Source organism: uncultured Roseibium sp. (assembly GCF_963675095.2).
Taxonomy (GTDB): Bacteria; Pseudomonadota; Alphaproteobacteria; order Rhizobiales; family Stappiaceae; genus Roseibium.
The window spans coordinates 34,717-47,170 of sequence record NZ_CAXXSJ010000063.1 but is presented as its reverse complement, the minus strand read 5'-3'; the positions used below and the strand labels follow the sequence as shown (position 1 = coordinate 47,170).

15 protein-coding genes are annotated in these 12,454 nt (G+C 60.0%); 8 read left to right on the top strand and 7 right to left on the bottom strand.

The window, feature by feature from the left end; translation table 11 throughout:
- Positions 1 to 45: 45 nt before the first annotated feature.
- Genes ABIN98_RS25350 through ABIN98_RS25335 form a run of 4 tightly spaced genes read right to left on the bottom strand, consistent with a single transcriptional unit; the run spans position 46 to position 3,085 of the window.
- Positions 46 to 801 (bottom strand): hypothetical protein, encoded by a 756-nt coding sequence (locus ABIN98_RS25350; protein WP_346914409.1) that lies wholly within the window; start codon positions 799 to 801, stop codon positions 46 to 48.
- A complete protein-coding gene (locus tag ABIN98_RS25345) occupies positions 798 to 1,334 on the bottom strand; it encodes a DUF6468 domain-containing protein (RefSeq protein ID WP_346914408.1) in 537 nt (178 codons plus the stop codon). Before ABIN98_RS25345 ends, ABIN98_RS25350 begins: the two co-directional genes overlap by 4 nt.
- On the bottom strand, positions 1,331 to 2,563 hold the full coding sequence (gene fliM, locus ABIN98_RS25340) for a flagellar motor switch protein FliM (RefSeq protein ID WP_394701614.1): 1,233 nt from the start codon (positions 2,561 to 2,563) through the stop codon (positions 1,331 to 1,333). The genes ABIN98_RS25345 and fliM overlap by 4 nt, the downstream gene beginning before the upstream one ends.
- A 9-nt stretch (positions 2,564 to 2,572) precedes the next feature.
- Positions 2,573 to 3,085, bottom strand: a complete 513-nt coding sequence (locus ABIN98_RS25335) for a flagellar basal body-associated FliL family protein (RefSeq protein ID WP_346914406.1) — start codon at positions 3,083 to 3,085, stop codon at positions 2,573 to 2,575.
- Positions 3,086 to 3,362: 277 nt separating this feature from the next.
- On the opposite strand from ABIN98_RS25335, the gene ABIN98_RS25330 reads away from it, so the two are divergent.
- Genes ABIN98_RS25330 through flgH form a run of 5 tightly spaced genes read left to right on the top strand, consistent with a single transcriptional unit; the run spans position 3,363 to position 6,647 of the window.
- On the top strand, positions 3,363 to 4,025 hold the full coding sequence (locus ABIN98_RS25330; protein WP_394701613.1) for a flagellar hook-basal body complex protein: 663 nt from the start codon (positions 3,363 to 3,365) through the stop codon (positions 4,023 to 4,025).
- Positions 4,000 to 4,104, top strand: a complete 105-nt coding sequence (locus tag ABIN98_RS25325; protein WP_394701612.1) for a flagellar basal body rod C-terminal domain-containing protein — start codon at positions 4,000 to 4,002, stop codon at positions 4,102 to 4,104. Before ABIN98_RS25330 ends, ABIN98_RS25325 begins: the two co-directional genes overlap by 26 nt.
- 21 nt (positions 4,105 to 4,125) lie before the next feature.
- Positions 4,126 to 4,908: a flagellar basal-body rod protein FlgG gene (flgG, locus tag ABIN98_RS25320; RefSeq protein ID WP_346914402.1), complete on the top strand. Its 783-nt coding sequence runs from the start codon at positions 4,126 to 4,128 to the stop codon at positions 4,906 to 4,908.
- Positions 4,909 to 4,920: 12 nt separating this feature from the next.
- Complete coding sequence (flgA, locus tag ABIN98_RS25315) at positions 4,921 to 5,901, top strand: flagellar basal body P-ring formation chaperone FlgA (protein WP_346914400.1); 981 nt, start codon at positions 4,921 to 4,923, stop codon at positions 5,899 to 5,901.
- Positions 5,898 to 6,647, top strand: coding sequence for a flagellar basal body L-ring protein FlgH (gene flgH, locus ABIN98_RS25310; RefSeq protein WP_346914398.1), 750 nt, complete (start codon positions 5,898 to 5,900; stop codon positions 6,645 to 6,647). Before flgA ends, flgH begins: the two co-directional genes overlap by 4 nt.
- Before the next feature lie 243 nt (positions 6,648 to 6,890).
- Here the strand turns inward: flgH and dksA are convergent, their stop codons facing one another.
- The gene (dksA, locus tag ABIN98_RS25305; protein ID WP_190292809.1) at positions 6,891 to 7,307 is read right to left on the bottom strand and encodes an RNA polymerase-binding protein DksA; all 417 of its coding nucleotides are present in this window, start codon (positions 7,305 to 7,307) and stop codon (positions 6,891 to 6,893) included.
- 165 nt (positions 7,308 to 7,472) lie between these two features.
- The gene (locus ABIN98_RS25300) at positions 7,473 to 7,892 is read right to left on the bottom strand and encodes a flagellar assembly protein FliX (protein ID WP_346914395.1); all 420 of its coding nucleotides are present in this window, start codon (positions 7,890 to 7,892) and stop codon (positions 7,473 to 7,475) included.
- A gap of 362 nt (positions 7,893 to 8,254) precedes the next feature.
- Between ABIN98_RS25300 and ABIN98_RS25295 the strand changes: the two genes are divergently transcribed.
- From ABIN98_RS25295 to ABIN98_RS25285, 3 genes are read left to right on the top strand one after another with little or no spacing between them, the layout of a single operon-like run.
- Positions 8,255 to 9,364, top strand: coding sequence for a flagellar basal body P-ring protein FlgI (locus ABIN98_RS25295; RefSeq protein WP_394701611.1), 1,110 nt, complete (start codon positions 8,255 to 8,257; stop codon positions 9,362 to 9,364).
- Positions 9,364 to 9,678: a rod-binding protein gene (locus tag ABIN98_RS25290; protein WP_346914393.1), complete on the top strand. Its 315-nt coding sequence runs from the start codon at positions 9,364 to 9,366 to the stop codon at positions 9,676 to 9,678. Before ABIN98_RS25295 ends, ABIN98_RS25290 begins: the two co-directional genes overlap by 1 nt.
- The gene (locus ABIN98_RS25285; RefSeq protein WP_346914391.1) at positions 9,675 to 10,169 is read left to right on the top strand and encodes a flagellar protein FlgN; all 495 of its coding nucleotides are present in this window, start codon (positions 9,675 to 9,677) and stop codon (positions 10,167 to 10,169) included. The genes ABIN98_RS25290 and ABIN98_RS25285 overlap by 4 nt, the downstream gene beginning before the upstream one ends.
- 104 nt (positions 10,170 to 10,273) lie before the next feature.
- Here the strand turns inward: ABIN98_RS25285 and ABIN98_RS25280 are convergent, their stop codons facing one another.
- Positions 10,274 to 12,211 carry a cache domain-containing protein gene (locus ABIN98_RS25280; RefSeq protein WP_346914389.1) on the bottom strand — a complete coding sequence of 646 codons (1,938 nt, stop codon included), beginning with the start codon at positions 12,209 to 12,211 and terminating at the stop codon, positions 10,274 to 10,276.
- Between the last annotated feature and the right edge of the window lie 243 nt (positions 12,212 to 12,454).

Sequence of the window (12,454 nt, the reverse complement as noted above, 5' to 3'; positions counted from 1 at the left end):
GATTAACGCGGCCTTACGCGGACTGCCGAAAAGCGCCGGATTCGACTAGTTCGAGCGGATTTTAGGCAATTCGGCCTGCATCTGCTTCGGTTCCGAGACCGGGTCATCCGTACTACTCGCGATAGCGACGGTCAGGCGCTCCGCCGCTTCTGCGGACATCTTGCCCAGAATATCCGCCATTTTGCGCGGCTTCATCTGACGCACCACCTTCAGCAACACCGGCATGCTCAAGCGGTCGAAGATACGCGCGGCGTCCTTGGGCTTCATGCTCTCATACATGGTCACGAGACCCGCGATCTCGCTTTCGTCCTGCTTGCGCTTCTCCTCGACAGCGCCCTCGATCTGCTTTTCAAGCTTTTTCAGCTCTTCCACACGCTTCTGGATCCGCTCCTCCGTCGCTTGCAGGAGCTTTTCCCTGAGATCGAGCTGTCCCCGTTGCGTTTCCAGGTCCTGCCGGCGTTTTCCGAGACTTTCCAGGACGGCGCGCTCCGCGGCCGATCCGCCGATTTCGAGCGATTCAGGCAACACCGGCGGGTCTTCGGCCGGCGCATCGCCATCCGACTTCATTTCCCCGTCCTTGTCACCTGCACCACCGGCCGGCATGGCCACCGTGGCTTCACCGCCAGGCGGCGTTTCCTGTGGCGTTTCCGGTGCGGCTGCCTGGCCGGGCGTCGTTTCCTGAGCGACCGCCCCCTCGATCGGAATCACATTGGCGACCGGGCCAATCACCAGGCCAAGCACCTTCAGCGCCAGCAGGGCGCTAGCAGAGATTCCAACCAAAGGGAGCAGGCGGATGTTCATGCGGCAGAACCCCCGGACCGCCTGCGAAACTGCTCAAGCCGGGCCGTTGCCTCCGCTGCAGCGCTGCGGATATCGTCCGCACGCGGCGCGCGGACCCGATGAGCGGGCTCGTGCATGGGCGGAGCGGCCATCTGCGGCATATGTGCAGGCATGGGCGCCGGCTGCGGTGCAGGCGCATAGGTCTCCCGCTGCACGGACGACCTGCTGGCCGCCTCGGCGATCTGACTGATACGGGTAAAGACTTCCTCACCCTTCACGACCTGAGCCGCAAGTGCGTTTGACATTTTCTCAGCCTGGCTCAAACGGTTCCCGAGGGACTTGTCGGCTTCGCTCGCCGTCGCCTTCAGTCCGAGGATGGCACGCTCGGCAATTTCGGTTGCCGTCATCAACTCGGAGATTGTCGCCCTCAAGGTTTCTTCATCGGCACGTAATCTCTGCAGCCGCGAGTTCAAGATCCAGCAATACGCAATGGTTACCAAAAGCAGAATCGCAACCAGGCCTTCTATTATCATTCCGACCGGCGGGGTGCTCATGATGTCTCCATTTCGTTTTGCATGGCCCGCTCGAAGGCGGCCAGGGTCATTTTGGGTCTGCGCAGGTTCTTGCCGACGCGAATCGCGATCGAATCGTCGACTTTTCCGAGCGTTCCCTCGGTCAGGGGAACGTTGCCGCATTTTATCGTGACCGGATCCGTCGGGTCGATGTCGAAAACCAATGTTTGCCCAACATCCAGGCTGAGAACGCGCCCGAGAGGCAGATATGTCTCGTAAAGCACCGCATCCACCTCAACTTCCGCTGAGTGAATCTCCGTTGCCAGGTGTCCTTCCCAGATCGGATCGCGGCCGAACTTCTCGCCCATGAACATCTGGAGCAGCAGATCGCGAATCGGCTCCAGCGTTGCATAGGGCATCATGATCTCGACGGTGCCGCCGCGATCTTCCATGTCGATGCGAAGTTCGACCAGGATGGCGGCGTTCGCCGGACGCGAAATCGCCGCGAACCTCGGGTTGGTTTCCAGCCGCTCGAGGTTGAAGTGAACCGGCGACAGCGGCGCGAACGCCTGCTCCGCATCCTGCAGGATCAGCGCCACCATCTGCTGCACGAGATTGGTTTCGATTGTCGTATAAGGCCGGCCCTCGACGCGCACGGCACTCGTGCCCCGTCCCCCGCCAAGAAGCACGTCGATAATCGAGTAGATGAGGCTCGATTCCACCGTGACCATCCCGAAACCGTCCCATTCCTCGGCCTTGAAGACACCGAGAATGGCGGGAAGCGGGATGGAATTCAGGTAATCGCCGAAACGCACTGAGCTGATGGAATCCAGCGACACTTCGACGTTGTCGGACGTGAAGTTTCTCAACGAAGTGGTCGTCAGGCGAACGAGCCTGTCGAACACGATTTCGAGCATCGGCAGACGTTCGTAGGAGACCATCGCCGAGTTGATCAGGGCGCGAATACCGCTCTGATCGCCGGCAATCGTATCCTCGATATTGAAGCCGAGGAGGTTGTCGATTTCTTCCTGGTTGAGGACACGGTCGGCGCCGCGCGTGGCATTTTCCAGGTCAGGCTCGCTGTCGTCGATCATGGCCGCCCATTGCGCAGCCATGTCGTCGGAGCTTCCCGCCCCCTGCTCCTCGAGCGCCGCCCCCCAGGCGGCAGCTAGGTCGTCATCGTCATCGCTGCCTGCGCCCTGTTCGGCAAGTGCCGCCCCCCAGGCATCAGCCATGTCCTCTTCGGACAGATCATCGTCTTCGTCAGCCATTTCGCACCATCACTGGACGAGGATTTCCTTGAACAGGACCCCGTCGACATGAGCCGGATATACGGACAGATTGATGCGCCTGAGCAATTCTTCCTTCAGACGGAACAAACCGGCGGATCCTTCTAGATCCGCGGGACGGAGCTCTCGCAGATAAATCTGGAAAGCATCGAGAATACGAGGGAGATAGGGTGAGATCTGATCGATCATCGCCCGGTTTTCCACCTCCAGGGCGATACGCACCTTCAGATACGTGGTCCGCCCCTCGGTCGCCAGGTTCACGGTCATCTCCGGCAGGTCGTAAAACACCACCGGCTTCTGAGCTTCCTGTTCGCCTTGCGGCCGGCCGGACGCATCCGGCGCGGGCGCACTGCCACCCGACATGAAGAAGAAGTATCCGCCTGCCCCTGCAGCCAGAAGCACGACGAGACCGATACCACCGAACAGGATCAGCTTTTTCTTGCCGCCACCGGATCCCTCTTCGGCTCCCTCGTCATCGTCGACCTGGGCATTTTCGTCTGCCATTCAGCTCCCCGAGTCCTCCACACGCTCACGCGCGTAATAAGTTTCTAAAGTGTTAATGGTTAACGAGTGGTTACCAAATGGTTAACGACCGCAACCCGGCAAAAATTGCCAATTGGTTAATTTCTGCCGGAAACCTTTACCGACCGCACTTGTCAGTTCCTGCAATTACCCAGGTTTTTCAAAGTCTTAGATTTTGGCACGTTCCCTGCAATCAGTTAGGCGGGCCGACGTTCTGGGGAGTTCGAACGCCCACCGGGGAGCAAAGGGAACTGTTAATATGGAGAATGCGCAGCTTATTGCCCTGTCGCGCCAGTCCGCCTTGCGGAATCAGCTCGACGTGGTCGCCAACAACATGGCGAACATCAATACGACGGGCTTCAAGTCGCAAAGAATGCTGTTCGAGGAGTTTATTATGCCCGTCGCCGAGGCGACGGAGTTTCAGCGCCCGGACCGCGATCTTTCTTACGTTCACGACTATGGCACGCTGACCAACTTTGAAGACGGCAGCATCAAGGTAACCGGCAACGACCTTGACGTGGCCATCAAGGGGGAAGGCTTTTTCGTCGTTCAATTGGCCGACGGGACCGAAGCCTACACGCGCAACGGCGCATTCCATCTGGACAACACCGGGCGTCTCGTCACGTCCGAAGGCCGCCCGGTTCTGACCGAAGGGGGGCCTGTCACCTTCACTCAGCAGGACGGCAAGATCGAAATTGCCGGGGACGGCACGATTTCCACCGAACAGGGGAACCGGGGGTGCCATCCGCCTGGTCAATTTCGAAAATCCGCAGGAACTCGTCCAGGTCGGAGATTCGCTGTTCACAGGCGAAGCCCCACTGCAGATGACCAACGGAAAAGTCGTCCAGGGTGCCATAGAGCAATCGAACGTACAGGGCGTCGAGGAAATCAGCCGGGTGATCGAGATCACGCGCGCCTATGAGACCATTACCAAGCTGATGAAAGACACGGACGATCTGCGTCAGAACGCAATCTCCACCCTGGGCCGACTTGAAGCCTGATAACGCCGGAGGACCTACCAGATGAAGGCACTGCATATCGCGGCCACCGGCATGAAGGCTCAGGAGCTGAATGTCGAAGTCATATCGAACAACGTGGCCAACATGCGCACGACCGGCTACAAGCGCCAGCGTGCGGATTTCCAGGATCTGCTTTACCAGAACCTGCGCCGCATGGGTGCGGAAACGTCGGACGCCGGCACGATCGTCCCGACCGGCGTTCAGGTCGGTTCCGGTGTGAAAACAGCGGCGACCGCCCGGATCATGTCGCAAGGCTCCCTGGAGGAGACCAACAAGGAGCTGGACGTCGCGATCCGCGGCGAGGGATTTTTCCAGATCCTGCTGCCGGACGGGACCACCGCCTATACCCGCGACGGCTCGTTTGAGCGCGATGCGGATGGAACGCTGGTGACCGTCGACGGCTACAGCGTCCAGCCTGGGATCACCATTCCCGACGATTCCCGGGACATCACCATTTCCGCGGATGGTAATGTCCAGGTGATCGACGGCGCCGGCGCCACCGTCAACCTGGGCCAGATCGAACTTGCCCGCTTCGTGAACAAGTCGGGGCTTGAAGCCATCGGCGACAACCTGTTCCTCGAAACCGAAGCCAGTGGACAGCCGCAGACCGACACACCCGGCAACGACGGGTTTGGCGACCTGCAGCAGAACTTCCTGGAAATGGCCAACGTGGACGCGGTGACCGAAATCGCCGACCTGATCGCTGCCCAGCGCGCCTACGAAATGAACTCGCGCATTATCCAGGCGGCCGACGAGATGTACTCCACCACCTCGAACCTCCGGTAGGGAGTAACGACAATGATCCGCTCTCTCGCCCTCGCCGGGCTCGCAATCGGAAGCCTGTTCTGGTCCCAGCAGGCCTTTGCCGCCGACGCGCCGATCCTGCAGCCGGAGGTCCACACACTTTCGGACATCGTCACGATCGGCGATTTCTACCGCAATGCCGGAGACTATGCCGGGATCCCCCTGTTTCGCTCACCGGATATGGGAACCTCTGGCGACGTGCCGGCCGAACAAGTTGCCAAGCGGGCTCAGGCTGCCGGACTGATCGCGGCCGGCACCAACGGGCTGACCAAGGTCGTCGTTTACCGCCGGGCGGAAACCCTCGGCCAGAGGGAACTGAAAACCATCGTGGCAAAGGCTCTGGTCGAACGGGACGCCTCGCTGTCCGTCGAAGATCTCGACATCACCCTGTTTCAGGCACCCTCAGCGGTCCATGCCGATCCGAGTGTGGAAAATCCCGTCACAGTGGATCAGGTTCTATGGTCCCGGACCGGCGGACAATTCAGCCTGCGTTTGAACATCTCGGGTCTCGGCGGCGTCCACCCGCTGAACCTGACCGGCGTGGCCCGCGAAATGGTGGAAGTGTCGGCCCTGATCCAGCCGCTCAGCCGCGGCGCTATCGTAAAGCCGGAAGATCTCACGACCGTCCGGCTGGCCCGTGGCAGTGTTCCGGCACGGGCTCTCATCGACGCGGATGAAATCCTGGGATTGGCCGCCCGTTCGAACCTGCGCGCCAATTCCCCGCTGACGCGGAACGATTTCGAACGTCCGACGATCATCCCCCGCGGCGAAAAGGTGACCATCACCTACCAGCTCCCGGGCATGAAACTCACGACCCGCGGGCAGGCTCTGGAAGATGGTGCCGCCGGAGACGTGATCGACATCATGAACCTTCAATCCCGGCGGAAAATCTCCGCCACGGTGATCTCCCGCGGGCAGGTACGGGTCGAGCCGTCCGTCCCGGTCGCCAGCCTCAATGAAAGGGCGCAGCAATGATTTCGAAATCGAGGTTCGCGCTTCTCGCCAGCTGTGCGCTCGCGGCCGCGGTCGGCGGCTGCGGAGCAGCTGACAGGCTGTCCCAGGTCGGCCAGCCACCCGCACTGAACGCCATCCAGGATCCGACGACAACGGCCGGCTATCGTCCGGTGCAGATGCCGATGCCGGAACCCCAGCAGGCCCACTACAATCCGAACTCGCTGTGGCGATCCGGGAACCGGGCCTTCTTCGAGGATCAGCGGGCGAAACAGGTTGGCGACATTCTGACCGTCGTTGTGACGATCAAGGACAAGGCCCAGTTCGACAACACCACCGAGCGCTCGCGCGAGGACTCCAGCTCCACCGGAGCCGGCGGCGCACTCGGCAACGCAATCGATACGATCTTCCTGCCCGCAGGCGACTCCGCGTCCGACCTGGCAAGCGTCGACAGCTCCTCCGACTTCACCGGAAAAGGCAAGGTCGACCGCGAGGAAACGCTGGAAACAGCCGTCGCCGCCGTGGTTCTCCAGGTCCTGCCCAACGGCAATCTCGTGATCGAGGGACGCCAGGAGGTTCGTGTGAATTTCGAGGTTCGCGAACTCGTCGTGGCCGGTATCGTACGCCCGGAGGACATCTCTTCGGAAAATACGATCGTCAGCGAGAAAATCGCCGAAGCACGGATCGGCTACGGTGGCCGCGGCCAGATCACCGATGTCCAGCAGCCCCGCTACGGCAGCCAGGTCATGGATGTGCTGCTGCCGTTCTGATCCCTCCGGACATCATCCGCCTAACACGGAAACAAGCTCCCCCGGCGGTCGGGACAGGTGTTCTAGAAGCCTGACCTGACCGCCGACAACGGGCACGGTGCCTCGCTCCCCGAGCACCGTGCCCGTTTTCTTTTCAGCCGCCGGCGGGCCGGACCCGACACCCCAGAAACAAGAAAGGCTCCCCCGGATCCGGGAGAGCCTTCATTTGTTTCGACTAGCCGACGGGCCAGTTACCGAGGTCGCTCAGTCGTCCCGGTAAACTTTCTCGCGCCGCTCATGGGCTTCCTGCGCTTCAATCGACAGGGTTGCGATCGGCCGGGCTTCCAGGCGCCGCAAGCTGATCGGCTCCCCCGTCTCTTCGCAATAGCCGTAGCTCCCGTCCGCAATTCGTTCCAGCGCTGCGTCGATTTTAGAAATCAGCTTGCGCTGGCGATCCCGGGCCCGCAGCTCGATCGAACGATCGGTCTCGGAAGAGGCACGGTCGGCAAAATCGGGATGGTTCTGGCTTTCCTCCTGAAGATTGGTGAGCGTTTCCTTGCTCTCTTTCAGGATGTCGTCTTTCCATGCAAGCAGCTTGTTCTTGAAATATTCCCGCTGCCTGTCATTCATGAACGGCTCGTTTTCCGAGGGTCGATATTCAGACTCTAGTTCAACCGTCATCGATAGCTCCGGATTACCGTTAGGTCGCGGGCAATATATCCTCGAGCTTGTAAACCGACAACGGTGCATTTTTCAAAAATAACAACGCAAAAAACATTGTTCGGTCAAATATTTAGGAAAATTGGAGCTTTTTGCAGGCTAACCCAGCGTCACCGCTGCCTGCACTCAGTCGGGGAATCGGCCGAGCTTCGCAAGCTCGACTTTGACCCTGAGTTCGATCTCATCGAGGACCGAATCGACCTCCGGATCGCCGCTCGTCTCGCGCTCTGAAACCTCTTTCGCGAGCCCTTCCAGGCGCTCTTCGGAAACATGCCCGGCAAGCAGATCCGCCCTGATCAGTTCAAGCCCGTCCAGGAGCGCATGCCCGCGCCGCGTCGCCCTGGATTTGCGGTCAGGCTTCTCGCCCACCTCCTGCAACGCCAGCAAGGCATCCATTCCCTGGATCGTTGAACCGCCCGACAGTGCGCTCGTCTGCGGAGCCTCGTCGCCAAGCTCAGGCGTAAAGGCGCTGCTGTTCGACGACGTTCCCTTTTTGGCGCCGCGCCCCTGTACTCCGGATAATGGCTTGCTTCCTGTTATGCGCATCTTTCCAACTCAGCTCTCAGCCGACTGCGTCCCCCCGTTACCAAAGGGTTCGTGGGAATTTGCCGACACAGGGTAATTGAGTCCGGGCGCACTCGGCAATATTTGCCCGCAACTTCACACCATTCATTTTAGCACAAATACAATTCGCTTGCTCTCCGCCACCAAAACTTAAGGGAATCCGCCCACTCTGACCGCAGATCAAATCGATTTCGCCTGCCACCGAAAACTGGCACGGCATTCGCAATAACAGTTTTGAAATCAGCCAACGGCCCTGCGGAAAATCATCCGGAGACAGCCGAAAGGTCAGACGGACGGAAGCAAAAAGACGCCGTCCAGCGATGCGAATGAGCGAACGACAAACGATGAAACTGTTTACGAGACTCTGCTTTCTGCTCTTTGGCCTTGCGGTCTTTTCCGCTCAGGCTATGGCTGCATCGCGTATCAAGGACATCGCCGATTTCGAAGGCATCCGCGAGAACCAGCTGATCGGGTACGGTCTTGTCGTCGGTCTCAACGGCACCGGGGATTCGCTTCGCAATGCACCGTTCACCCGGCAAAGTCTGCAGGCCATGCTCGAGCGCCTCGGCGTCAACACCCGCGATGTGGACCTCAATACCAATACGGTTGCCGCCGTCATGGTCACCGCAAACCTGCCCCCGTTCTCCACCCAGGGTACGCGCATCGACGTCAGTGTCAGCGCGCTGGGCAACTCTGAATCCCTTCAGGGCGGAACCCTCCTTGTCACCCCGCTGGTCGGCGCAGACGGAGAAGTCTATGCGATCGCGCAAGGATCGGTAGCGATCGGTGGCTTCTCCGCGCAGGCGGATGCCGCATCCGTTGTGCGCGGCGTGCCGACGTCCGGACGGATTGCCAACGGCGGTCTCGTTGAGCGCGAGCTCGAATTCAAGCTGGCCTCCCTGACCACCCTGCGGCTTGCGCTGCGCAATCCGGACCTGACCACGGCCCGGCGCGTGGCTCTTTCCATAAACGAATTGATTGGCCTGCCGACAGCCGAGCCGCTCGACCCAGGTACGGTTCGCGTCGACTTGCCCAGGGATTACGACGGCAATATCGTCGATCTCCTGACCGACATAGAGCAGTTGCTCGTCGAGCCCGACCTCGCCGCACGTGTCGTGATCGACGAAAACTCAGGCATCATTGTCATGGGGCAGGACGTCAAGGTTTCGACCGTGGCCGTGGCCCAGGGCAATCTGACGGTCACGATTTCCGAAACGCCGCAGGTCTCGCAACCCCAACCCTTCTCCGACGGCGCGACCGTGGTGGTGCCGCGCTCCCAGGTCGAGGTCAACACCGACGCCGATGCCAAGCTCGCGATCGTCTCCGAAACGGTCACGCTTAAGCAGCTGGTCGACGGACTGAACGCTCTGGGTATCGGTCCGCGGGACATGATCTCCATCCTTCAGGCGATCAAGGCGTCCGGCGCGCTCCAGGCAGAAATCGAGGTGCTGTGATGATGCTTGATCCGGCAAAGAGCCTGACGACCCCCGTCAATCCGCTGTCTGTCCTGTCCGGTGTGGATACCTCGGACAAGTCCAGGATCCGCGACACCGCAGAAGGCTTCGAGGCGACGTTTCTCAACAACATGCTGCAGTCCATGTTCACCGGCATGGAAGAAGGCGGCACCTGGGGCAGCGGCGATGGCGCCGAAGCCTGGCGCGGCATGCTGATCAACGAATACGCGCAGTCGATTTCCAAAAGCGGAGGCATTGGGATTGCCGACGCCGTGGAACGCGAACTTTTGGCACTTCAGGAGGTCAGCCAATGAATGCCCAGACTGAACCGGCAAAACTGCCCTTTTCGGTAGAACGCCCCACCAGCCCGGTCGAGGCGGAGCAGTTCTGCAATGCCCTCACCCGCGCCATGGACGAACTCCTGAATCTGATCGAAACCGAGACGGAGCTGGTCAGAGGCGGCAAACTGAGGGATGCCAGCACCCTTCAGCCGGAAAAGGCGCGTCTCATCCACGAATACACACGCGGAATGATGTCGGCCAAGGATCATGCGGTTGCGCTCGGCAATCTGGCTCCTGCGGCCACACAGACCCTGCGCCGCAAGCATGCCGAATTCCAGCCGGTGCTGCGCATCAACCTGGCCGTCCTGTCCACGGCGCGCGAAGTGGCAAGCGATATCGTTTCGACGGTGGCAAAGGCCGTTGGCGCCCAACAGCCGAATCGGACGACCACATATGGTCCGACCGGCAACTCTCCGACCGGACCGCAAACGGCCCATGGCATCGCAATCAACCGCTCGCTCTGACGCGGTCCGATACCGGTTGTGCAATGCCGGCAGAATTCTTCGGTAAACAGAGAAGGCGCCCGAGGCGCCTTTTCGTCATTTGAGGTGGAAATCGATCCGCCCGATCAGGCCGCGGCAACATCTTCCAGGAATTTCCGGATCTCTTCCTGGAACCGGCCCGCGGTCTCGGATGCTTCGGTGGTTTTGCTGAACAGTTCCTCCGCGGAGTGCTTCGTTTCCACAACGGCAGCGTCGAGCTGGCTGATGTTTTCGACAACCGATCTGGTTCGGCTTGCCGTGCTTTGAATATTGGCGCTTATCTCCGATGTCGCAGCCCCCTGCTGGACGACGGCGGTTGCAATCGCACCGGTATACTCATTCACTTGCTCCATCGTCCCGGCGATCTTCCCGATCGCCGTGACCGCCTCATCCGTCGATGCCTGGATTTCCGCGATCTGGCTGGAAATCTCTTCCGTCGCCTTGGAGGTTTGGGTGGCGAGTTCCTTGACCTCGGCCGCCACGACCGCGAACCCCTTGCCGGCTTCACCGGCCCGGGCGGCCTCGATGGTCGCATTGAGCGCTAACAGGTTGGTCTGTTCGGCAATCGCCTGAATAAGCGTGATCACCTCACCGATTTTCGAGGCAGCGGAGGCCAGACCGGCCACCTTCGCATTCGTGGCCTGAACGCCTTCCGTAGCTTCAGCAACGATGGTCGAGGTCCGGTTGACCTGTTCGGAGATCTCGTGGGTCGATGACGTCAGTTCCTCGGTCGCGCTCGCAACCGATTGCGCATTGTCCGATGCCGCCCGCGAGGAAGACGCCGCACCGCTGGCCTGTTCCGCGCTTGTGGACGCTACATTTTCCAGGACTCCGGCCGTATCGAGCAGGCTCCGGTTTGCATCCGTCATTTTAGTCAGGAGTTCCGCGGACATGGCCCGGAACCCGTCGATCAGGGAAGAAACGCGTTCCGCGCGCTGATGACGGGCAATCTGCTCCTCGCCCTGCTCCTGCTCCAGTCGCATCTGGTCCTTCCGGTTGTCGCAGCACACGGCAACGGCGCGCGCAATATCGCCTAATTCATCCTTGCGGCCGACGCCCTTGATCAACTGGTCAGGGTTGCCCTCAGCCAGTTCCATGATCTGGGAGGTGACCCCGTTCAGCGGCACGAAGATGCAGCATTTGGCATAATAAAGAATGCCTCCGGCTATGAGCAGCATCAGCACCCCGGCGCCCATACCTACCATCCGCGCGAACGTGGCGATCGACTGATAGGCGCGCTGGTCGACGGCAATGATTGCCGTAGCGATCGGATCGCCGGAGAAATCATTTACCGCGACCTGTTCCAGATAATAGGTGCCGGATCCATCCGTGATGCCTCCGCCAGCGGTTTCAGACTGCAGGGCAACCGGATCCATACCGTCTGGCAGCTGATTGCCGATCACCTCAGGCCCCTTTGCACCCTCACGAAGAATGGCCAGCGGATAGCCGGTCTGTTTCGTGAAATCCGCGACAAAGAGCTCATGAAAGCCGAGACCGAATTCCACGGACCCGACATGTTCTCCCTTGTGGAAGACCGGGACCACGCCGCGGTTGCCGATACCGGCGACGCCTTTCTCCAAACCGGAGATCGAGTTCTTGCCGGTGTTGGTATCCACCACGGTCTTGCGGAAGCCTGAGAGATCATCGCCGAATTTCTCCGGCTTGTGGACGCGCAGGAAGCTCTCCGCAGGCGGCAGATGGAACTGGAACTGGCGAATGCCGAAACCGGATTTCAGGGCGGCAAACTCGGGAACGAACTCTTGGGCAAGACCCTCGCGGTCCTTCGCGGCAAATTTTTCCTGAACCCCGGTCTGCCCGGCAACCAGGTTCGCAAGAACCAGAGCCTGTCCGCTGTCGCTTGCGATCCTGGCCCTGAGCTGTTCCTTGGCGGCGGCGACTTCCCGGTTCAAGGCAACACCGATGAGGTCGGAGGATACCCATTCGGAAATGACGACTGCGAGAACCGATCCCAACAGGGCGAGACCGACAATCACAAGACTCAACTGCGCTCTGATCGATTTCATGGATGCATGCCCAATTTATTATGTCTGAATATTTAACGTAATTGGATAGATATACTTCCTTTACAGGCCTTTAAGGACATCCTGTCTTTTCGGCAAAAAGCCCTTCATTCTTGCCAGTATTAAGGAGATAATAGGCTCCACAAGAAGCTTGGTAAGTATAGTTTCGTATATTCGTAATTTTAGAATTTGCGAAGAGCCATCCGCCCGGCACCTAATCGAATCACCATCAGAATCAGCGGATCT